At 57.3% G+C, this 21761-nt stretch carries 15 protein-coding genes and 4 tRNA genes; 11 read left to right on the top strand and 8 right to left on the bottom strand.

All coding sequences use genetic code 11. The features are described from left to right. Nucleotides 1-14: 14 nt before the first annotated feature. Nucleotides 15-4667: a deaminase domain-containing protein gene (locus tag FBY04_RS08190; protein ID WP_145314940.1), complete on the bottom strand. Its 4653-nt coding sequence runs from the start codon at nucleotides 4665-4667 to the stop codon at nucleotides 15-17. A 290-nt stretch (nucleotides 4668-4957) separates the two neighbouring features. On the opposite strand from FBY04_RS08190, the gene FBY04_RS08195 reads away from it, so the two are divergent. Together FBY04_RS08195 and FBY04_RS08200 are read left to right on the top strand one after the other, a co-directional pair. Next, a complete protein-coding gene (locus FBY04_RS08195; RefSeq protein ID WP_145314941.1) occupies nucleotides 4958-7417 on the top strand; it encodes an EAL domain-containing protein in 2460 nt (819 codons plus the stop codon). 45 nt (nucleotides 7418-7462) lie between these two features. Continuing rightward, nucleotides 7463-8257 (top strand): TenA family transcriptional regulator, encoded by a 795-nt coding sequence (locus tag FBY04_RS08200; protein ID WP_084321091.1) that lies wholly within the window; start codon nucleotides 7463-7465, stop codon nucleotides 8255-8257. A 78-nt stretch (nucleotides 8258-8335) separates the two neighbouring features. Here the strand turns inward: FBY04_RS08200 and sugE are convergent, their stop codons facing one another. The 3 genes from sugE to rdgC all read right to left on the bottom strand — a co-directional run bounded on the left by sugE (nucleotide 8336) and on the right by rdgC (nucleotide 10808). Further along, entirely contained in the window at nucleotides 8336-8650 is a 315-nt protein-coding gene (gene sugE / locus FBY04_RS08205) for a quaternary ammonium compound efflux SMR transporter SugE (RefSeq protein WP_145314942.1), read from the bottom strand. Between the two features lie 119 nt (nucleotides 8651-8769). Beyond that, a complete protein-coding gene (locus FBY04_RS08210; protein WP_145314943.1) occupies nucleotides 8770-9735 on the bottom strand; it encodes a bile acid:sodium symporter family protein in 966 nt (321 codons plus the stop codon). Between the two features lie 152 nt (nucleotides 9736-9887). Continuing rightward, the gene (rdgC, locus tag FBY04_RS08215; RefSeq protein ID WP_145314944.1) at nucleotides 9888-10808 is read right to left on the bottom strand and encodes a recombination-associated protein RdgC; all 921 of its coding nucleotides are present in this window, start codon (nucleotides 10806-10808) and stop codon (nucleotides 9888-9890) included. Between the two features lie 160 nt (nucleotides 10809-10968). Here rdgC and FBY04_RS08220 point away from each other — a divergent pair. From FBY04_RS08220 to FBY04_RS08235, 4 genes are all read left to right on the top strand, one after another. Beyond that, nucleotides 10969-11044: transfer RNA gene (locus tag FBY04_RS08220), tRNA-Val, on the top strand. A gap of 19 nt (nucleotides 11045-11063) precedes the next feature. After that, a tRNA-Asp gene (locus FBY04_RS08225) sits at nucleotides 11064-11140 on the top strand. A 188-nt stretch (nucleotides 11141-11328) separates the two neighbouring features. Beyond that, a tRNA-Val gene (locus FBY04_RS08230) sits at nucleotides 11329-11404 on the top strand. A gap of 19 nt (nucleotides 11405-11423) precedes the next feature. Further along, nucleotides 11424-11500: transfer RNA gene (locus tag FBY04_RS08235), tRNA-Asp, on the top strand. A 136-nt stretch (nucleotides 11501-11636) separates the two neighbouring features. On the opposite strand, the gene FBY04_RS08240 is transcribed toward FBY04_RS08235, so the two are convergent. Together FBY04_RS08240 and FBY04_RS08245 are read right to left on the bottom strand one after the other, a co-directional pair. Further along, nucleotides 11637-12773 carry a catalase family protein gene (locus tag FBY04_RS08240; protein ID WP_174602675.1) on the bottom strand — a complete coding sequence of 379 codons (1137 nt, stop codon included), beginning with the start codon at nucleotides 12771-12773 and terminating at the stop codon, nucleotides 11637-11639. Nucleotides 12774-12802: 29 nt separating this feature from the next. Further along, complete coding sequence (locus tag FBY04_RS08245; protein ID WP_145314945.1) at nucleotides 12803-14611, bottom strand: di-heme-cytochrome C peroxidase; 1809 nt, start codon at nucleotides 14609-14611, stop codon at nucleotides 12803-12805. 269 nt (nucleotides 14612-14880) lie between these two features. Between FBY04_RS08245 and FBY04_RS08250 the strand changes: the two genes are divergently transcribed. The 5 genes from FBY04_RS08250 (at nucleotide 14881) to FBY04_RS08270 (ending at nucleotide 17573) form a co-directional block, all read left to right on the top strand. Continuing rightward, nucleotides 14881-15597, top strand: a complete 717-nt coding sequence (locus tag FBY04_RS08250; RefSeq protein ID WP_084321097.1) for an FKBP-type peptidyl-prolyl cis-trans isomerase — start codon at nucleotides 14881-14883, stop codon at nucleotides 15595-15597. A gap of 292 nt (nucleotides 15598-15889) precedes the next feature. Beyond that, nucleotides 15890-16345 (top strand): YkvA family protein, encoded by a 456-nt coding sequence (locus FBY04_RS08255; RefSeq protein ID WP_145314946.1) that lies wholly within the window; start codon nucleotides 15890-15892, stop codon nucleotides 16343-16345. Between the two features lie 113 nt (nucleotides 16346-16458). Further along, nucleotides 16459-16800: a helix-turn-helix domain-containing protein gene (locus FBY04_RS08260; protein ID WP_084321099.1), complete on the top strand. Its 342-nt coding sequence runs from the start codon at nucleotides 16459-16461 to the stop codon at nucleotides 16798-16800. Then, nucleotides 16797-17168: a hypothetical protein gene (locus FBY04_RS08265; RefSeq protein WP_003223109.1), complete on the top strand. Its 372-nt coding sequence runs from the start codon at nucleotides 16797-16799 to the stop codon at nucleotides 17166-17168. The genes FBY04_RS08260 and FBY04_RS08265 overlap by 4 nt, the downstream gene beginning before the upstream one ends. Next, complete coding sequence (locus FBY04_RS08270) at nucleotides 17169-17573, top strand: sel1 repeat family protein (RefSeq protein ID WP_145314947.1); 405 nt, start codon at nucleotides 17169-17171, stop codon at nucleotides 17571-17573. Between the two features lie 69 nt (nucleotides 17574-17642). On the opposite strand, the gene FBY04_RS08275 is transcribed toward FBY04_RS08270, so the two are convergent. After that, nucleotides 17643-19433 carry a bifunctional diguanylate cyclase/phosphodiesterase gene (locus tag FBY04_RS08275; RefSeq protein WP_084321101.1) on the bottom strand — a complete coding sequence of 597 codons (1791 nt, stop codon included), beginning with the start codon at nucleotides 19431-19433 and terminating at the stop codon, nucleotides 17643-17645. 145 nt (nucleotides 19434-19578) lie between these two features. Beyond that, nucleotides 19579-21660 carry a carboxy terminal-processing peptidase gene (locus tag FBY04_RS08280; protein WP_167362936.1) on the bottom strand — a complete coding sequence of 694 codons (2082 nt, stop codon included), beginning with the start codon at nucleotides 21658-21660 and terminating at the stop codon, nucleotides 19579-19581. Between the last annotated feature and the right edge of the window lie 101 nt (nucleotides 21661-21761).

A 21761-nucleotide genomic window follows, 5' to 3' on the forward strand; every position in this document is an offset into this window, starting at 1 on the left:
TCAGTGCCGCGCGGCTACTTCCAGATCACGTTCAAGGCCTCCGGACTGCCGTCATAACCGAATTGCTTCATGACGATTGAACACGAATCGCACGGGGCCATGGTGGTGGCGATGGTGATTGACTCAAGCTCCTGAGAGTCCGGATATTTCTGGCGTATGACGCCGATGAGTTTGCTCTCGGTGTCCAGTGAAGTAGGGCGTTGGGTGAGTTCGGGGGTGTATTTCTCGACGTCTTTGATCGTGTGCGGAATCGCTCGCAACTTGCCGGAAGCGGACACGCTCAGCGATGTCTGCGGGAAGTGGGCACCGTGATCAATGTTGAAATAGCTCGTGCCGTCGATGATCACCTCGTTCGAGTCTCTGCTTCTGGAAAACAATGGCAGGTAATGGGTGTCACCTTGTCTGCCGGAAACGCTGACATAAACCTCCCGAATGCCCTGTCTTGTCTTGATTTCCGCGAATGCAACATTCCGCGGCTTGCCCAATTCACTACTATGAATGGCGCTGATGCGTTGCTGTAATTCCAACATGACGCCATCGATTTTCAACGCCTTCGGCCCGCCCTGAACCGACGATTCCAGGGTGATGACGGTTTTCTGAAACAGTGTATTGATTACTTGCGCTGTCGTTTCACGGACACTTTCCGGAGCATTCCTGGACGCTGACCAGGTCGTTGCGCCATCGGTGGAGTGCCGGACGATCATTCTGGTCGAGTGATCGAACAGCACGGCCTCGCCGGGGCTGGTATCGACCTTGATCAACTTGAGCGTATCAGGCGGATTGGCAGGGCCTCCGATGGGAATGGCGATGTTGTCCATCGCTTGTAGAGCGCGCTCAACCCGACCCACACCATAAATCCTCGCCATATTGTTGGCATTCAACGACCCGGTGTACACCACCATCAACTCGCGACGCAGTTCGGCGGGCAAGGTTGACGCTTGCTTGAAGGTCAGTGCGTTACGCAGGCTTTGCCCATTTGCCAGTTCGGCAACGTAAAAATCCCCCGCATCAAGACGTGTGAAAACATACCGTTTCGAACCGTCTATGGAGTCCACGATGATGGCTCCGGAGTGGAAGGTATCGGTGACACCTTTTTCGGTCACGTTGACTTTGACACGCCCGTAAATGCCTTTGCGAAACTCCATCGTCGCGTCGAGTGTTGTGTGAGTGGCCAACGAAAATTTTGTCAGGGGTGCATCGGCAGCGCCTGGTGTGTAAATTCTGTCGCCAAACCAGGTGGCCCATCCCTTGGTTTCATCGAACGTACCGACTGCGGGTGTCGGGGCAGGGTCTCGCGTCACATAACTGGTCGTGCACACGTCTGCTCCCGGTGCGCGCCGTGGCCGGCAAGGTATCGACTTCAGCGAATCACTCATGTCAATCAAGTCAGCGCGGCGTAGCGTGTCACCCTCCAGCCGGTACGGTACGTCATCGATAAACAGCGTTGTCCGGCCGTCCACTTCAAGCACTTCGCGTACATGGCGAGTCTTGGCTAGCTCCACAACCGATTGCTGGTTGCGGCCTTCCAGGGGGCGGTAGTGCGATTGTCCGGGTGAGAAGTCACTGGCGCGAGTTGTTAACGGAGGACCATAGGGCTTGGAGGACAATGGATCGACCAGACGCCAGTCGGTCTTGCCAGAGGCGCCGATGTTGCGTATTTGCACATCGTCTATGTCTTTGATGCTGGCTAACTGATCTCCCAGCGTTGCAGGCTTCCAGCGTCCGGCATCATACAACTGCGGCAAGCTGCGCACATACTCGTAGTAGCGGATTGTTCCCATGAAATCGTTGAAGTTGACCGTGACGGCTTTGTAAATGTACCGCACTGCTTTTCCCAGTCCTTTGAGCAGCGCCGGAATAATCTCAAGCGGGTTCAAGGCTTGCAGCGTCGATACCAGCAGCGTTTTTGTCAGCGTTGCAAATGAAGGAAGCGTTGCGTGTGTGGCCAGCCGGCCTGCGTTGTTGATCAGTCTGACCGAACCCGTGACGAATTTGCCAATGGGGATCGCGAACGAAATCACGTCAAAAAACAGGCCGACTATACCCAGCGCGATGCGGTTCTTGTCGCCTGACATCAGGTCTTCGACAGGGCCCCAGAACGGTACAAACTTCTTTGCGAGCTGGAGTGTCTTTCTACGTCGAGCTTCTTCGAGTTCAAACTTGGTCTGTCCCTTCGCAAGCGTGCGCAACTTTTGCGGGTCAACGAACAGGAGTTCGGTTGCTATGTGACGGCTGATATCCATTGAACGGCTGGACGACAGGGTTAATGGGGCGCGCCGATGTTGGTCTGTGATCTCGGAACTGGCGCTGAGAGACGGTGGCAGCTGATCGATGATGGCCTCGCAGAAGGCCGTTGCCTTGGGCAGGGTGCCGTTCGAATGCGCGTCCCAGTCGAAGGGTAAATGCCTGTCGCGGATGACATCAACATAGGCCCCATTGGAGGTGGTTGCCATCGCTCCGATCCGGGGAATCAACAACGTCGCATCAAAATTTTCGAGTCGACGTATCACCCCGGCTTTCGGAAAAAGCTCGTAAAAAGTGCTGACGGAAACGGCGGCTTCGTCCCCGGTGGGCTCGTTTGTTTGGGTCGCTTGCAGTATCACGCCATTGCGCGCTCTGAGCGGCAACGTAATGTTGGGCGTCTCGTCCTTGGCGGCGACTTTGCGGGTTTCTTTGCGCAGGCTGTAAATCTTGACTTCACCCACCTCCAGCGCCAGGCGGTCGGCATGCGGAAGTGAAGTTAACAGCGTTCTGATCAATGTCTGGTAGGCCGTTGTTATCTTTTCCAGATACCGCTTGAAGGCGTCGTCAAACAGCGCAGGGACATCGGGGATTTCGGTAAACGGTGACAGGACTTTTTGACGACCTTCAACGCTAGGGCCGGGAACCGGCCACGGCCGATCGGCTATTAAGTACCGGTCCTTGTCCATCCTGATCCATTTCGGACTTAAGGTCTCGCCGTCGGCTTCAGTCACAATCCATATTTTCTGATCGTCGAACATACCGGACGCCAAGACATCGGCGAACGAGTAATACTTGTATTCCTTATCCCTGAGTGGCGGTGTGTCGCGAAAGCCGATCGAAGCCAACTCGTCATACCTGGCCAGTTTGCGTCCGTCGGTATTGAAGGCTTCGGTTCCGAACAGTGTTTGTACTTCAGCCTTGGCAATGGACAGCCGTTTGGGGGGCTCTTCATTGATCCGGATAACCGCTTGATTGACCTCGTTCGAGTGTTTTTCCAGTTCGGAGCAGGCTCGTTCGATGTCGGCTTGCGTGTAACCTTCGAGTTTTTTTTGCGGGATGAAACCATGGGTGACGGCCCAATCCAGTGTTGGAAGCAGCCTGGTGCGACTGAGGAGGTTCAATTCTTCCGTCGTTGCCACTTCGGCCCGGTACATGGGCAAGTTGACCAACTGCTGGAAGCTCAGCCTGTCCAGCAATTCGGGGGCTACGGCTTTGACGAAATTGACTCCATTGAGGAAATTGACCCAGACAGCCGTGCTCCGGTAGGCAAGATCCGCCTGAATATCGCGGACACGAAATTCAAAGGGGAATCGGGACAAAAACAACCGCGAAATGACCACGGCCTCTTTGTCCGACGATGCCAGTTTTGACGTGAATAAATGGGCTTCAAATGCCTCGCGGATAGCCTGGTAGCTCTTTCCCCAATTCACGTGAGTTTGCCAGTCGTAACCAGCGATCAAGTCGCTGGAATCCAGGGTTTGTGCACAAAGCCAATGCTGCAGCGCGTTGGCTATCAGTCTGGTGCGAATGTAAGGAGAAGTCTCTTCACCGGTTCTTCCGCCGTACCAATCCATTGTCGTCAGTAAGGTGTTTCCCAGTTTTTGAGCCTCCGCGCTCTGCAGTATTTTTTCGAGATACACACTCGGCGTTGCGCGTACTTGTTCAATCGTTGCGTTAGAAAGAACGTCCTTGGCAAGGTACGCCAACGGTGAAGTAACGTTCTCCGGCAGAAATTGATTAACCGCATCGACTATTTCGGAGCTGGCCCGGCCTCTATGGAGTAACTGCGTATCGACTGGAGTGTCAGCTTGTTGGATAGTCGCGAACGTTTCCGGATCCTTTTCTGTGGGAAGGGACTTCAGATCAAGGGCTTCAAACTCGTCCTCCAGTCTCAAACGATGGCTGGAGATTCTGTCTCGAACGACCTTTATCGTGGCCTGAACTTTTTGCGGATCTCTCGAAGTCAATGCAATGCCGTAAAAGACGCACATTCTTTCGAAGCCAATGGTGCGGTTTGAATTCAACACTCCGCCCAGTAATGCTGCTGCCCGCTCAATCCGCAGTTTCAGAGGCTGCCATTTGGCGTGTTCGGTCAACTCCAGCGTGACTTTATGTCCTGTGTTTTTCCAAGTCTGGTAGACATACTTGCCTTCCGTGAACGCGACGGATAGATCACCGTGTTTTATTTCAAGCCTTGTGCACATATCGATGTAATCCCGATCGCGCAGCACTTGCCATAACGCTTTTAATCCGTCTGCGCTCACCTTGGTGATTGGTGAAAAAGGTTTTAGTGACAAAACGGGCCAAAGGATATTTACCGGTGTTTCGCGCAGGGTTGCGAGCAGAAGTTCGTAATCCTCCAGTTGGCCTGCATGTAACTCAGCCTCGGAGGGTGACGGCGGGTTTGAAGTGTTCGATTGCATGTAATCGCTTCTCTTGGTTGTCGGTTGATTTGCACATCGCTCTGATGGGATGGCGTCGTTGGCCGATTTCAAGTGAAAACAAACAGTAGAGAGCGGTACATAGTTAGGTGATGGCGGTTTTGCTCCAGGAACTGTGTCGCGCGGTGTGTCTGCCTCTCAATGAAAACCGTTATTTACTGGCACTTGCCCATAGAAAGGGCTTCCCGCTTGCCGGGATCGAGAACGCACCCTAGTCTAGCTGTAGCGATCACGTTGGATGATGATCTGGCTGTGCTAAAACAAGGGACCTCATGAATCAAGCGCGTACTCTCGGAACGCCACGGTTGTTGGGCATCGTCTGGCCATTTATCGCCGTCGTGCTGTTTCAGGCGCTGCTGGGCGGTGTCAGCCTGTACGTTCTGTCGGCGGTGCGCGGCTACGTTGCCGGCGAAAGCCTCTGGTCCAAGGGCCAGAAAGACGCCATCTATTACCTCAATCTCTACGCGGACAGTCACGACGAGACGATATTCAGCAAATACAAGAACGCGATTGCCGTGCCTCAGGGGGGCCATGAATTGCGTGTGGCGCTGGATCATCAGCCGCCGAAATTAGACGCCGCGCGCGTGGCGATCCTCAAAGGCGGCAACCACCCGGATGACATCAATAGTGTGATCTGGCTGTACCTGAATTTCCGGCACTTCAGTTACCACGAGAAAGCCATTGACCTCTGGCGGGTGGGCGACGCGTATCTGGTGCAACTCGATGACATCGCTCAGGAAATGCGTCAGCGCATCACCACCGACCAGGCCACCGATGCCGATATCAGGCGCTGGAAGGATCAGATATTCGTCATCAACGAAAGTGTGACACCGGCGGCGAAGGCCTTCAGCGATGCCTTGGGCGAAGGCTCGCGGATGATCCTGCGGCTGTTGCTGGCGATCAACCTCGCCACCGCGCTGGGCTTGATTGTCCTGGCCCTGATGCGCACACACAAACTGCTCAAGCAGCGCCATGCATTCGCCGATGCACTTCAGTTGGAAAAAGAACGTGCGCAAATCACCCTGCAATCAATTGGCGATGGCGTGATCACCACCAATGTCGACGGCGCAATTGCCTACATGAACCCGGCCGCCGAGGCGTTGACGCACTGGAAGGCTGAGCAGGCGACAGGTTTGCCCCTGGCAGCGCTGTTCAATCTGCTGGACGAAAACGCCCAGGCCGATGGCTTTACGCTGATCGAACACATCCTCAGTGGTCAGCTCAGCGGTGGCAGCGAACATTCCAAATTGATTCAGCGCCTGGATGGCAGCACGGTGTCGGTCACACTGGTCGGCGCGCCGATCCGCAATGCCGGCAAGGTCAGCGGCACCGTGCTGGTGTTGCACGACATGACCCAGGAGCGGCAATACATCGCCAATTTGTCCTGGCAGGCGACCCATGATGCCTTGACCGGTCTCGCCAACCGCCGCGAATTCGAATATCGCCTGGAGCAGGTGCTGCATAACCTAGTGCGGCAGCCGGGGCGTCATGCGCTGATGTTCCTCGATCTGGATCAGTTCAAGCTGGTCAACGATACCTGCGGCCACGCGGCGGGAGACGAATTGCTGCGGCATATATGTGCGCTGTTGCAATCGGGTTTGCGCGAGGGCGATACCCTGGCGCGACTGGGCGGCGACGAGTTTGGCATCCTGCTGGAGAACTGTTCGCCGGAAGCGGCAGAGAAAATCGCCGAGGGCCTGCGCCAGACCGTGCAGAACCTGCATTTCGTCTGGAAGGGCCGGCCGTTCGTGACCACCGTGAGCATCGGGCTGGTGCATATCACTCAGCAGCCCACCACCCTCGAAACATCGCTGCGCGCCGCTGACATGGCGTGTTACATGGCCAAGGAAAAAGGCCGCAACCGGGTTCAGGTCTATCACGCCGACGACTCGGAACTCTCCCTGCGCTTCGGTGAGATGGCTTGGGTGCAGCGCCTGCACATGGCGCTGGAGGAAGACCGTTTTTGTCTGTACGCCCAGGAAATTGCGGCCCTTGGACATGTCGAACAAGGGGGCGGGCATATTGAAATTCTGCTGCGCCTGCATGACGAAGCCGGGCGCATGATATTGCCCGACAGTTTCATTCCGGCAGCGGAACGTTATGGCCTGATGACTTCGCTTGATCGTTGGGTTGTGCAGAATGTTTTCAAGATCATTGCCCAATGTATAGCGGAGAAACATAAAGGGCCGTTGGCAATGTGTGCGATTAATCTGTCAGGCACAACTATCGGAGATGAGGCGTTCCTGGACTTCCTGCGTCAACAGTTCATTACTTACTCCATACCGCCTGAAATGATTTGTTTTGAAATCACTGAAACCAGCGCAATTTCCAATCTTGGAAGTGCAATTCGATTTATTAATGAACTCAAAGGCTTAGGCTGCCATTTTTCGCTGGATGACTTTTGCGCCGGAATGTCCTCATTCGCTTACTTGAAACATTTGCCTGTAGACTTCCTGAAGATCGACGGGAGTTTCGTAAAGGATATGCTGGACGACCCGATTAACCGCGCCATGGTCGAAGTGATCAATCACATCGGTCATGTCATGGGTAAACGCACGATTGCCGAGTTTGTTGAAACACCCCAGATCGAGCAGGCATTGCTGGAGATCGGGGTGGATTACGCTCAAGGGTATGTGATTGAACGCCCGCATCTGTTTACCTGCGATAGTCTGCAAAGTCGTCCTGCCAGGCCTCAGCCTTTGTTGTTCAAGGCACCTGGCACGTTCCGTTGAAATCTCCTGCTGATCCTTACAATCACAATCAAAAGGAACCCGACAGTGATCGAGACATTCAACCGAACCGGCCCCCTCATGGAAGCTGCAAGTTATCCCGCCTGGGCTCAGCAACTGATCCAGGATTGCAGCGAGAGTAAACGCCGGGTTGTAGAGCACGAACTGTACAGGCGCATGCGAGATAACAAACTCAGCGCAAAGACCATGCGCAACTACCTCATTGGTGGTTGGCCGGTGGTCGAGCAGTTCGCGTTATACATGGCACAGAACCTGACCAAGACCCGTTTTGCCCGCCATCCCGGCGAGGACATGGCGCGTCGCTGGTTGATGCGCAACATCCGGGTGGAATTGAACCACGCCGATTACTGGGTGCACTGGAGTCGCGCTCACGGTGTGAGCCTGGAAGATCTGCAGGCGCAAAAGGTATCCCCTGAACTTCATGCCTTGAGTCATTGGTGCTGGCACACCAGTTCGTCGGATTCGCTGATCGTTGCCATTGCCGCCACCAACTACGCCATTGAAGGCGCGACAGGTGAGTGGTCGGCGCTGGTCTGTTCCAATGGTGTCTACGCGGCCGCGTTTCCCGAAGAGGATCGCAAGCGGGCCATGAAGTGGCTGAAGATGCATGCCCAGTACGACGATGCCCATCCATGGGAAGCGCTGGAAATCATCTGCACGCTGGCAGGAATGAACCCGGGCAAGTCCTTGCAGGCAGAGTTGCGTCAGGCGGTGTGCAAAAGCTACGACTACATGTTCCTGTTCCTGGAGCGCTGCATGCAGCTTGAATATGTGGAGAAGGCTCCGGTCATGCGTGAGCGCATGGCGCTGGCTGAAAGCTGATCCTTTTTCCATGCCATTAAAAAGCCCGCTCCCCCGGTATCGCCAGGGGGGCGGGCTTTTTTGATGGGCCGGCAATGACTAGGCGCTGACTTTCAGTCCAATCAACCCGGTAATGATCAACGCCACACTGGCGAGCCTGAACAGCGCCATGGACTCACCAAACAGAATGATCCCGGCGATGACCGTGCCGACCGCGCCCACGCCTGTCCAGATCGCATAGGCAGTGCCCAGCGGCAGTTCCTTCATGGCCAGGCCGAGCAGGCCAAGGCTGATGGCCATAGCGGCAACGGTCAGTGCGGTGGGAAGGGGGCGGCTGAAACCATCGGTGTATTTCAGGCCGACGGCCCAGCCTACTTCGAACAGGCCGGCGAAAAACAGAATGACCCAGGACATGACAGACCTCCATCGATTGACGGGGTCGTCCCCAGATTAATGACTCGATCGAGCCGCGAGGTCGTCCTCGCGTTGCGCAGTATAGTGCCCATCATTAAACCGGGGATCAAGTTGGCCGCTTATTCAGTGACTTGGCGAGCTGCCGTTTCGCGATCTTCTTTCTCGCTCATTCGGCGGAAATATGTCGAGAGCAGTGCCCCGGAAATGTTGTGCCATACACTGAACAATGCACTTGGCACCGCCGCCAGCGGTGAGAAGTGTGCGCTGGCCAGCGCAGCGCCCAAACCCGAGTTCTGCATGCCGACTTCCAGTGCCAGGGATTTGCGCTGGGCCAGTGGCAACTTGAAAAGACGCCCGGTGAAGTACCCGAGCAAGTAGCCAAAGCTGTTATGCAGCATCACCACGGCCATGATCAGCAGGCCGGACTCGGCGATTTTCGCCTGGCTGGCAGCGACGACCGCGGTGACGATGATTACGATGCTGACCACGGAAACCAGCGGCAACACTTCTACCGCGTGGCGAACCCGAGCGCCAAGCAGGCGCTGAGCAACCACGCCGAGCACGATGGGCAACAGCACCACTTGCAGGATCGACCAGAACAGCTCCATGAACGACACCGGCAACCAGGCCGAAGCCAGTAACCAGATCAACGCCGGGGTCAGCAGCGGAGCGAGGAGGGTGGTGACGGCGGCAATGGCCACTGACAGCGCCAGATCCCCGCGGGCGAGCCAGGTCATCACGTTAGAGGAAGTGCCGCTCGGGCAGCAGCCGACGAGAATCACACCAACGGCAATTTCCGGCGGCAAGTGGAAAACCTGGCAGAGCAACCACGCCACACCGGGCATGATCACGAAGTGCGCAACGACGCCCAGGGCCACACGCCACGGATGGCGAGCGACTTCGGCGAAGTCTTCGAGTTTGAGGGTCAGGCCCATGCCGAACATCACCAGCCCCAGCAATGGGACGATGGCGCCTTTCAGGCCGATGAACCACGTCGGTTGCAAGAAGGCCACGACGGCGAAAATCAGAACCCAGTAAGCGAAGGTGTTGCCGACAAAACGACTCAATGCAGCCAGTGCACGCATGGCCTGATCCTTATTATTCATATTTGAACGTTACGCAGATCCAATGTGGGAGCGGGCTTGCTCGCGAAAGCGGTCCGACATTCAACGATGATGTTGATTGTTATGACGCCTTCGCGAGCAAGCCCGCTCCCACATTTAGACCGAGCGTCGGCTTAGATGCCTTGAGGTGTCTCTTCCCCACCCAACGCCTCAACCAGCGCCGGCAGGAAGTCACCGAAGGTCAGCATCATCAAGGTGAAGCTCGCATCCAGCTGGCCCAGGGCCTCTTCGCCACCGTCCTGTTCCGCCTGATCCTGCAGCAGGTCCTCGAACTTCAGGCGTTTGACCACCATCTTGTCGTCGAGGACGAAAGACAGTTTGTCTTGCCAGGCGAGCGACAGCTGAGTAACCACTTTGCCAGTGCTCAGGTGCAGCTGGATTTCTTCGCTGGTCAGGTCCTGACGCTTGCAGCGCACGATGCCGCCGTCTTCGTGGGTGTCACGCAGTTCGCACTCGTCCAGCACGAAGAAATCGTCCGCGGCTTTCTGGGTAGTGACCCATTCAGTCATGGTGGCGGTCGGGGACATTTTCACGGTCAGTGGACGCACCGGCAGTGTGCCAATGACTTCGCGCAGGGTGGACAGCAGGTCCTCGGCACGTTTCGGGCTGGCCGAGTTGACCAGGATCAGGCCTTGCTTCGGCGCGATGGCGGCGAAGGTCGACGAGCGACGGATAAAGGCACGAGGCAGGAAGGCCTGGATGATTTCATCCTTGATCTGGTCGCGTTCCTTTTTGTAGACCTTGCGCATTTCCCCGGCTTCGATCTCTTCTACCTTTTCCTTCACGGCGTCGCGCACGACGCTGCCAGGCAGGATGCGTTCTTCTTTACGCGCGGAAATCAGCAGGAAATCGCCGCTGACGTGCACCAGAGGTGCATCTTCGCCCTTGCCGAATGGCGCGACGAAACCGTAGGTGGTCAACTCCTGGCTTGCACAGGGACGCGCCAGTTTGGTGGCCAGTGCAGTTTCCAACGCCTCGGCATCAAAAGGCAGATCTTGGGTCAGGCGATAGATAAGCAGGTTTTTGAACCACATGGGGCGAGTCTCTCCTTTATACAAAGTGGGGCATTATTCTCTTCGTGGCGCCATAGGCCAACCCTTCTCTAAGCCTTTGGAAGGCCTGAAAAAATTATTTAAAAAAGTGCTTGCCAGAGGTGAGGTCGCTCCGTAGAATGCGCGCCACACCGAAAGTGAAGGGTGATTAGCTCAGCTGGGAGAGCGTCTGCCTTACAAGCAGAATGTCGGCGGTTCGATCCCGTCATCACCCACCATTCGCTTCAAGTGTTACGCGCAGCGGTAGTTCAGTCGGTTAGAATACCGGCCTGTCACGCCGGGGGTCGCGGGTTCGAGTCCCGTCCGCTGCGCCATATTCGGTAACCTGGAACGCTGAACGCCAGGTCACCACGGAAAAGCCCGCTAACGCGGGTTTTTTTCTGCCTGAAGTTCCTGCAGGATGCGTCGTTTCACTGGTTTTCAGATTTTTTTGAATTATTTATCAATTAAATCAACACGTTATGAAAATCTGTGGCACAATGCGCCCCGCAACGAAGGTAAAGGGTGATTAGCTCAGCTGGGAGAGCGTCTGCCTTACAAGCAGAATGTCGGCGGTTCGATCCCGTCATCACCCACCACTTACTTTCAACGCTACGCGCAGCGGTAGTTCAGTCGGTTAGAATACCGGCCTGTCACGCCGGGGGTCGCGGGTTCGAGTCCCGTCCGCTGCGCCATATTCGGTAACCTGGAACGCTGAACGCCAGGTCACCACGGAAAGCCCGCTTAATGCGGGCTTTTTGCTGTCTGGGGTTTGGCTTATGCTGACGTCCATTGACAAAGCGACCCTCTGGTCGCTTTTTTCGTTTCTGCTTACTGTGCAGCGTTTCGACTGTGCCGGTAGTCGCTGACCGCTTCGTACACGGCTTTGCGCAGCCGGTTGATACCGCCAATGGGGCGATGAGCCTCCAGACCGAACCACGGGTTGAACGTCAGGTTGTCGCATTGCAGGTTTTGCGCCGGGGTGTCGAAGTCCTGCGGTGGCAGGGTGATCCGGGCTACGGTTTCGAACGGTGCATCCTGCTCGCGCCACTCGATGCTGGTGTCTTCGATCGGCATGAACCTGTTCGCATCCTGGCGCTGGATCTGCAAGACAAAACACGCCGGAACCCGATCCGTGGACAACTGTTGAGTCAGGGCGTTACGCAGGAAGTTCGGCAGATCCTGGTTCTGCTTGGGCAAGGTGTAGGCCGGGCAATTGTCGGGATCCGGCATCACCCGGAACTTGGCGTTGGCCTCGCCAAATTTATACGGCGATACCGAAAAATAAGTGGTGCGTGTCGGGCTTTCCGGCGGCGGGGACAGTGTCGCCAGGGCGATGAACAAATGACGGACCTGCCAGGTGCGCGGATCCCAGCCAGGAAAAAACGCCATGACCTTTTTTCCGTCAGCCTGAGCCGCGACATTCTGACGGTACTCGGCGACATCGCTGACAAAGAAGTTCGGATGGCTGAACATCACAAAATCCTGCTCGTGTTGCCCTTGCCGGTCATCGAGCAGCGGCTTGCCCTGCACATCCAACAGTTTGATCGCCATGCCCCGGGCATCCCGAATGCTGTCGAACTGCGGATAAGCGTTGCCGTTGGACAGGCGCATGGTCGCCTGCCAGCGCTTGCCGGGTTCGCTGAAGACCCCGCGGCGCAGGTCCTGCGCCAGTTCCGGCAACACCTGAACCTCGGCCTTCACGCAGCCATGGGCTTTGGCATGGGCGTCACGCAGGTAGCGGGTGCTTTCACGGTGTTGATCGACAATGCGCACGGCGGTCTGAATCACGTCCCGGGTCATGGCAGCTTCGCCGTCCGGGATCTGCTCCAGTGCCGAGACCGGGCCCCGGTGCTGCCAGGCATACCATGCAGTGACCAGCGCCCAGCCGAGCAGACCGATGCACAGCAGAATCAGCAGGGTCTTGCCGAGCAGGCGGCCCAGCCACAACCAGAACCGGGCGAGCATTGGTAAATCCTTTTTGAAGGTGGTCATGATCATGGCAGTTGCGTCTCCAGCGGGCCGCCCAGCACTTTCAGGTACTCCAGCAGCGCCCAGCGCTCCTCGGGTTGCAACAACCGGCCAATAACCCCGTTGCCACGCTCGCCGGCGCGGAATTCATGGCCACTGTTGTGGTTGCCGGTAATGCGCGTGTCGAACAGAAATGCGTTGGTGAAGGCTTCGGTGCGATAGCCCAGGTGTCGCGGATCGTAGTCGAACGTGCCTTTGTAGAAGGTGGTCGCGCGTTCATCCTGGGGTGATAGCAGTTGATAAATGCTCGGCACTGAGCCGTTGTGCAGAAACGGCGCCGTCGCCCACACGCCCGCCAGAGGGCGGGCCTTGTAGGCCACTTTTTCTCGAACGCCGATCGGCAGGCCGAAGCCGTCGAGCCTCGGCTTCTCCGCCGTCGTGACCTTGGCCTCACGGTAAGCGCGGTCCTCGACGAATGCAGTGACGTAGGCCAGGCCCTTGGCGACCGACAGTTGGCTCAAGTCCAGCGGTTCCTTGGGTTCGGGGTGCAACTTCACGTCCATCTGCGCCAGTTCTGCCGGGTCCCATTGCAGGGCTGTCAGATCAAAACGGTGGCTGGCGATGTTGTTCGCGGCAGTCGGATCGGTGCCGATGACGTCGACGGGCAGCATGTGCAAATGCTGCACCCAACGCTCGCCTTCCTGAGTCGTCCGCGGCACGTGGCAACCGGCGCAGTTTTCCGTAAACAGTGCACGCCCCTTGGCCGCCAGCGGTTTGTCGATGGCACCCAGCAGATCTTCTGGCCAGGCCGGCGGTTTGAGTCGCTGCAAGGTTTCTTCGATCTGGTGTAAATCGCGCACCCGGACGCTGGATGGGTAGCGATTGTCGCCCTTGAGTGGTTGTCCGTTGCTGTCGAAGAAATTCAGCGTGGCGCCTACCCCCAGGGCCTCACCGATATTGCGCGCCATCGGCTGCTGTGCCGAACCGTTCCACTGCACCCAATCGAAGGTCCACATGTCCCACAGTTGTGGATAGTCGACCGGCGCGTTGGCGACCCGATAATTGGTGGGTGAAATCGCGTCACCGAAACTGGCGTTGGCAATACGCCCGAACGCGTCGGTACGGCCAGGGCCTTCCTCGGTCGGGTAAAGGCCTCGGTGAGTGTCGTTCCAGGCGACTTTCAGGAAGGTGTCGAGAGAGGTCTTGAAGTCTTTGCGCAATTGTTGATGCCGGGCGTCGTAGTCCTGGCCCAGCACGTTGCGAGCGAAACGCTCGAATTTCCATGGGTTGTAGTAAGTCGAAGCGAGGCTGGCGACCAGTGCCTGTCCGAAACTGCCACCGCGCAGTGTAGGAACGCTGGAAGGCAAGACATGCTGCGCCGAACCGCCATCGATGCGGATAGCCTGACCGTTGAAACGCAACTCGCCGGTGTGGCAGGCGGCACAGGTGATGTCCAGAAACTGATCAGGGGTGCCTGGGTTTTGATGGCGGGCAAAGCCCACGGGCAGGTTACCAGGGTTGTTGGCTGTGGCTTTCTGCCCGGGATCGACCAGAAAACCGAAACGTGCCAGGTATTCCGGAGCGGCAAACCGCTGTTGCGAAAAAGGCAGCTCGAGCGCGTTGAACCAGTCGTAGCGCAAGCCTTTGACTTGAGTACCCTGGGGCGTGAAGTAGTAGGTCTGGCGGTCAGTCGCGCTCCACTGCTCCAGGTAATGCACCTGCTGCGCAGGTGTCCAGGTCGGCAGTTTCGGGTTGGCGACGTAATACAGAATCACGGCCAGGCAGATGCCCAGCAACGCAACGATCAGAACCAGCAAGCGATAAAAGAGGCGCAAGATAAACATCCTTGTCGATTTGTCGCTCTCTTATGCCTTAGCTGCGGGCGTGCGGCAAGTGGCCATTACGCCAAGTAATGTGGGACAGGTCAGTTGTGTCTGTGAGGGGAAGATGACAGAAGCTTCATCATCCGATTCCGGAAATGCGTTAAAACACCTGAACTTATCAGAAGTTTCCTGCTCTCATGCCGGTAGCCATTGGTCGTGGCCGCCTGATAAGCTCGCGGCTTTACTCGATTGCCCTTTAGGCGCATGAACAAGGAAATAGCATGAAACAGCATCGGTTGGCGGCGGCGGTGGCCCTGGTTAGCCTGGTACTTGCGGGTTGTGATTCGCAGACCAGCGTAGAGCTGAAAACCCCGGCGCAAAAAGCTTCCTACGGGATTGGCCTGAACATGGGCAAGAGCCTGGCTCAGGAAGGCATGGATGATCTGGACTCCAAAGCCGTAGCCCAGGGCATCGAAGATGCCGTCGGCAAGAAAGAACAGAAGCTGAAGGACGAAGAACTGGTCGAAGCCTTCGCTGCACTGCAAAAGCGTGCTGAAGAGCGCATGGCCAAAATGAGCGAAGAGTCGGCAGCCGCCGGCAAGAAATTCCTCGAAGATAACGCCAAGAAAGCCGGTGTCACCACCACTGCTTCGGGCCTGCAGTATGAAGTGATCAAGAAAGCCGACGGCGCACAGCCTAAGCCGACTGACGTAGTGACCGTTCACTACACCGGCACCCTGACCAACGGCACCGTCTTCGACAGCTCCGTCGAGCGCGGCAGCCCGATCGATCTGCCGGTCAGCGGTGTGATCCCGGGTTGGGTCGAAGGCCTGCAACTGATGCACGTTGGCGAGAAGTACAAACTGTACATCCCTAGCGAACTGGCTTACGGCGCCCAAAGCCCAAGCCCGGCGATTCCAGCCAACTCGGTGCTGGTATTCGACCTGGAACTGCTGGCGATCAAGGATCCAGCCAAGCAAGACGACGCCGCGAAGTAATCAGCGTCTGCTCTGACAACAACGCCTCGCTTATGCGGGGCGTTGTTGCATCTGGCGGTTGGTGAGGGTAAACAAAGCGAACAGATGCGGTACGCTGGAGTCATAGCCATTGAGGACGCTGCGCTAACCGCGCCAGAGCGCCAAGTCAATGAAATCTTGGGTTTTTTTATGTGAGTAAAAAACGCCCGATCTGAGCAAAGCCCTTATGAAACGGGGCTTTCAGCCGAGAAATGCAGGTCTGTTCACAAGGTTATCCACAATTTGTGTGGATAACATTTCAGCGGGAGGAATGATGAAAGCACCCTGGAATTTCGCTCGTTTCCTGCCATTGGCCGGACGCCTGCTCGCTCGTGGACGATTGCCGACGCTGTTGTTCGCGGTGGCCAGCAAAGGCGCCAGCCAGGGCAACCGGTTGGGCAAGCTCAAAGAGGACCTGCGCCTGTTGCAGGCGCTGTGCCTGGCGTACTGGCGCGGCGAATACCGGGCGATCAGCCCGAAAGCGCTGATCTCTGTGGTGGCAGGCTTGATGTACTTCCTGAGCCCGGTGGATGCGATTCCGGATTTCATCCCGATGTTCGGCATGCTCGATGACATCGCCGTGCTCGCCTGGCTGATGAAAGTCCTCGATGACGAACTCAACGCTTTCCGCGCCTGGCGCAACCGCCAGTTGCCGGAAAAACTCGCGGTGGTCGAGCGACTGCCCGATACCCCTGAGCAACTTCAGCTTCAGGGACCGAAAAATAACTGAGCCGATTCAGGATCATCCCTATATTCATACCCCCGCGACCTTGGCCGCTGTTAGGATTACACTTCTAGGGAAAAGCGCCGACTCGCTAAGTGTCGTTGTCCTACGGGGAAGTCATGGATATTCAGATAATCACACGCGAAGGCGAGCCCGAATATGCGGTTCTGCCGTGGGCTCAGTATCAGGCTCTACTGAAAGCAGCAGGTATCAATCAGCAACCGGCACCCGACGCGCCAGTGCGTCACGCCGCAGCACCAGACCAGATTCTTCCAGGTCTGGATCAACTACGCAGTTTGCGCGAAGGGAAGGGCATCGCCATCGAGGCGCTCGCCCGCACGGTAGGCATCAGCCCGTCTTATCTGGCCTTGATCGAAAGTGGCGAGCGTCAACCCGACGCTGCGATTCGCCGCAGCCTGGCCTGGGAATTGACGGTGCCAGGGTGGAGGGAAGAATCGTGAGCGTACGCATCAGTCGTCAACATTGGGACGGGTTGCTGGGCGAGCTGGATCAGGCGCGCCGCCAGCGACATCTGCTGACTTATCGCGCGTTGCTGGAGCGTTTGCAGCTCCCGACACCGGCCATGCAAACCTTGACTGCGGCGCTTGAACATCTGGCCGCGCTGGACGCCAAGGCCGAACAACCCTTGCGCAGTTCGCTGGTGATCAGTCAGGGCGCCAGTCGCCTGCCACGTACCGGCTTTTTTGAATGTGTCGAGCGCCTGGGGCGTTTCTCTGGGCCGTCCGATGGTGTCGCTGCCGCGTCCTGGCATGCCTCGGAAGTGGTGCGGGTTTTCGAGTACGAATACCCTGAATCGGCCGAGGCCTGAGTGTTTTTGCGACTGAAGGCGCGGGCCGGTTACTGGTTGGCCCGCAGGTTGTTTCATTGGTCATGGTTCGTGCGCCAGCCCCGTGGCTGGAGCTGGCTCGAAGGCCAGTTCGCGCGCATGGCCAATCTGGGTGACGTCAGCGCTCAAAGCTTCTATGGCCACATTCTGGCCTTTCGTGGCGTGGGGCTTGGTGCTCGTGAGGAAGGTGTCCGCTTGCTGCGTCTGGCGGCGTTGGCGGGTGATGGCAAGGCGGCGTATCAGGTGGGCGTGATCTGCTTGGCCGGGACGGCGAGCAAGGCGCCGGATCCAGATGAGGCAGTTCGGTTTTGGGCGATGGCTGCGAAAGCAGGACATCCGTTGGCCGAGATGAAGCTGAAAGAGTTGGCGTCTCGCGGTTCAGAGTGAACTTCTTTGATTTGAGTCGACCGGCTGGCGCCTTCGCGGGCAAGTCGGATCGCGAAGGCTTTCGTTCAATCACCGCAGCCCCATCAGCAATTCATCCTCTCGCACCGGCACCGCCAAACTATCAATCACATGCACGCTATACCCCGGCACATTCTTCGCGTGATGCTTGGCCTGCGACGCCATTTCCGCCAACTGGCTCGCATCGAGTTGTCCACAGGCCTGTGGATGTAAATGCACCACGCCGATCGACAGCGATAACAACGGAAATTCCTGTCGCACACCCTGGCGATTTGGGGCGATGAAGCAGCCGGCTTCCAAGTGTTCGCTGCGGTAGAAGCGCCGGCATTGACTCTGGAAATCGTCGAGCAACTGGTTCAAGCGTTTGCGCCAGTCTTCCGGCCCAAGCACCAGCAGGAAATCGTCGCCGCCGATATGCCCGACAAAATCGCGTGAAGGGTCGACGCGATCATTCAGGCATTGCGCCAGGCACAGCAGGACTTCATCCCCGCGACCGTAGCCATAGATGTCGTTGAAAGGTTTGAAACTGTCGATGTCCACGTAGCAGATCACCGATTCCCGTTGCTGTTGCAGCAGGCGCGTCAGGCATTGCTGGATCGGTACGTTGCCCGGCAGCAGGGTCAGCGGGTTGGCATAGCGGGCCTGCTGGATCTTCAGTTCGGTAATCAGCTTCAGTACGTCGATCACCCGGCCCAACCCCAGATACCCGCCGTTCAGGGTAATGATGAAGTCTTCTTCAATGCGTTGTCGGGCTCGGCTGGTGATCAGGCGGCTGACCTGTTGCAGCGACTGGCTCAGCTCGACGGCGAGGAAGTCGTCATTCATCAGCCGGCTGATCGGCTTGCGGGCGAACAGGTCGGTGGCAAAGGGCTTGAGCAGGGCGTCCGAGAGCGAATGCCTGTGAACGATGCCACAGGGATGGCCGTAGTCGTCGAGCACCGCCAGCGAGTTCAGGTTGGCCTGGCGGCGGAAGGCTTCCAGTACTGTCGCTGTCGGCGTATCCCGCGTGACCGCTGGCTGATCGTTCAAAAGGGCGCTGAGGTCGCTGCCTTCATCGTTCAGCGCCACGGCGGAGCTGTCCTGCTTGGGCATCAGGCTTCGAGCATCCCTTGGCGGATGTTCCTGCGGCCGGCACAGCAAATAGCCCTGGACCAGATCGACGCCCATATCGGTCAACACCGCGAGTTCCTCTGGCAGTTCGATACCTTCAGCAATCACTTGCGCCCGAGAGGCTTTGGCGATTTGCATGATCGATCCGACAAACTCGCGTTTGAGGGCATCCTGATGAATGCCGTCGATGAAGTGCCGGTCGATCTTCACATAGTCAGGTCGCAGCTCGGACCACAGGCGCAAGCTCGAATAACCCGCTCCCAAATCATCCAGTGCAATGGAAAATCCCATCGCCCGATAGTGATGCAGCGCGTTCTGCAGCAGCTGGAAATCGTCGGTCGGGGTCTGTTCGGTGAGTTCGATGACCACCTGGCTGGGCGGTATGCCGAAATCCTGCAGCAGTTGCAGGGTTCGACCCGGTTGGTGGGCCGCTTCGAGCAGGGACTCCGGTGATACGTTGAGAAAGATTTTGCCCGGCAGTTGCTGTTCATTGAAGCGTCGGCAAGCGCTCTCGCGACAGGCAATTTCCAGCTCGTTCAAACGACCGGCCTGGCGGGCGACGGCGAACAAGGCGATGGGCGAGTGGAGTGGGCTGTTGGAGGGGCCGCGGCTGAGGGCTTCGTAGCCGACTATTCGTCGTTCAGAGAGCGAAATGATTGGCTGGAACAGGCTGTGCAAACCGCTTTGAGTCAATATTGAACTCAACGCACTCAGCTGTTCGGTAGTGGTCATGGCGGTCTCTGGCGATAAAAAAAGGACTGGGAGCGCTCTTGGATAAAAGAGGCTCCCAGTCCTTTATTTCACGACAGAATGATGACTGTTTGATGACGCTACGGGGGCGTCAGCATTAAATTGCCATCATCTTGTTTGCCACCCCTCAGTGCTTGGCGACCGCGGTGTTGAGTTTCAGGTAGTCCAACAGAATCCGACCAGTCTCGCTCAGGTAGGCATCGTCTTCTGGTTTGGTTTTGTCCGGCTCGGCCGCGAGGGCGTCTTCGTCTTCTTTCTTCAGCTCTTTGAGCGGCTCTTCACCTTTGGCCTTGCGACGGATGTTCTCCATGACAAGCTGCTTGGCGTCGATATCGGCGTGTTGCGCACGACGATCGGCTTCATTGAGGCTGACGGTTTTTTCCGCCATCAGTTTCTGTGCCAGGGCCAGTTTGTCGCGGATGAACACGAACTCCGCGTCCTTGGCCGTGCGCACGTCATGCTCGGATTTGAGCTGTGTGATGTACGGTTTGAACGGATCGCTCGCCGGCTTGATCGCCGCGCGGATGGTGTCCCAAGGCATGGCTTCCGGCAGGGCGCTTTCACCGATTTCCTTGGTGTCGATGATCGATGGGTAATCGATGTCCGGCAGAACGCCTTGATGTTGCGTGCTCTGACCGGAAACCCGATAGAACTTGGCAAGGGTCAGTTTCAGTTCGCCATGGTTCAGCGGCTGAATGGTCTGCACGGTGCCTTTGCCGAAGGTCTGGCCGCCAATGATCAGCGCGCGATGGTAGTCCTGCATGGCGCCGGCAAAAATCTCCGAAGCCGAGGCGGACAAGCGGTTGACCAGCAACGCCATCGGGCCTTTGTAGAACGCGCCCGGGTTTTCATCTTCCAGCACATCGACCCGGCCATCGGCGTTACGCACCAGAACGGTCGGACCTTTGTCGATGAACAGACTGGTCAGCTCGGTGGCTTCCTGCAGGGAACCGCCGCCGTTGTTGCGCAGGTCGATGACCACGCCGTCGACTTTGTCCTTCTGCAGCTCGGTCAGCAGTTTCTTGACGTCGCGCGTGGTGCTCTTGTAATCAGGATCGCCGGCACGGAAGGCCTTGAAGTCCAGGTAGAAGGCCGGGATCTCGATGACGCCGAGCTTGTAATCCTTGCCGTCCTGTTTCAGGTTGAGGACCGATTTCTTCACCGCCTGGTCTTCAAGCTTCACCGCTTCGCGGGTGATCGGCACGATCTTGGTGGTCTGGTCGTTCGGCGCATTGCTGGCCGGGATGACCTCCAGGCGCACCACGGTGCCTTTCGGACCGCGGATCAGCTTGACCACTTCGTCCAGGCGCCAGCCGACCACGTCGACCATCTCTTTGTTGCCCTGGGCAACGCCGATGATCTTGTCGGCCGGTGCGACCTGCTTGGTCTTGTCGGCCGGGCCGGCAGGCACCAGGCGCACGACTTTTACCTGATCGTTGTCGCTTTGCAACACGGCGCCGATGCCTTCGAGGGACAGGCTCATGTTGATGTCGAAGTTCTCCGCATTATCCGGCGACAGATAATTGGTGTGCGGGTCGTAGGACATGGCGAACGTGTTGATGTAGGCCTGGAAGATGTCTTCCGCGCGGGTCTGGTCCAGGCGCGCCAATTGGTTCTTGTAGCGCTTGGTCAGCGTTTCCTGAATCTGCTTGGAGTCCTTGCCCGCGATCTTCTGCCGCAGGACCTCGTCCTTGACGCGTTTGCGCCACAGGTCGTCGAGCTCTGCGGTGGACTTGAGCCAAGGTGCGTCCTTGCGATCGATCAGCAAGGTTTCCTTGGTGGTGAAGTCGATCTTGTCGACGCCCTTGTTCAGCTCCGCAAGGGCAAAGTCCAGACGCGCTTTTACACGGTCCAGGTAGCGCTTGTAGATGGTGAACCCGGCGTTGAGGTCGCCGCTTTTGAGGAAATCGTCGAACTGGGTTTTCCACTTGTCGAATTCGGCAATGTCGCTGGCCATGAAGTAGCTGCGCGACGGATCCAGCAGCTTGAGGTAGCTGTCGTAGATGATCACGGAGCGCGCGTCATCGAGCGGCGGCTTGCTGTAGTGGTGGCGCTTGAGTAACTCGACGACATTCAGGCTGGCGATCACTTCGTCACGATCAGGCTGAAGCTTGTCCCAACTATTGGCTGCGAACGTATTGCTCGACATCGGCATCAGGCCGATACCAATAAATAGGGCGAGTGCGGTGCTGGGGAACAGATGCTTCATGCTGATTCGACGCGGGGACAATTGATAACGCATATTAGGCCGTCTTTGAAGTCGCCGGTTCCACAAGGGGCCGGTCGCATAATGCAAAAAGCCCGGCGATA

It is taken from the genome of Pseudomonas sp. SJZ080, assembly GCF_007828295.1.
GTDB classification, from domain to species: domain Bacteria; phylum Pseudomonadota; class Gammaproteobacteria; order Pseudomonadales; family Pseudomonadaceae; genus Aquipseudomonas; species Aquipseudomonas migulae_A.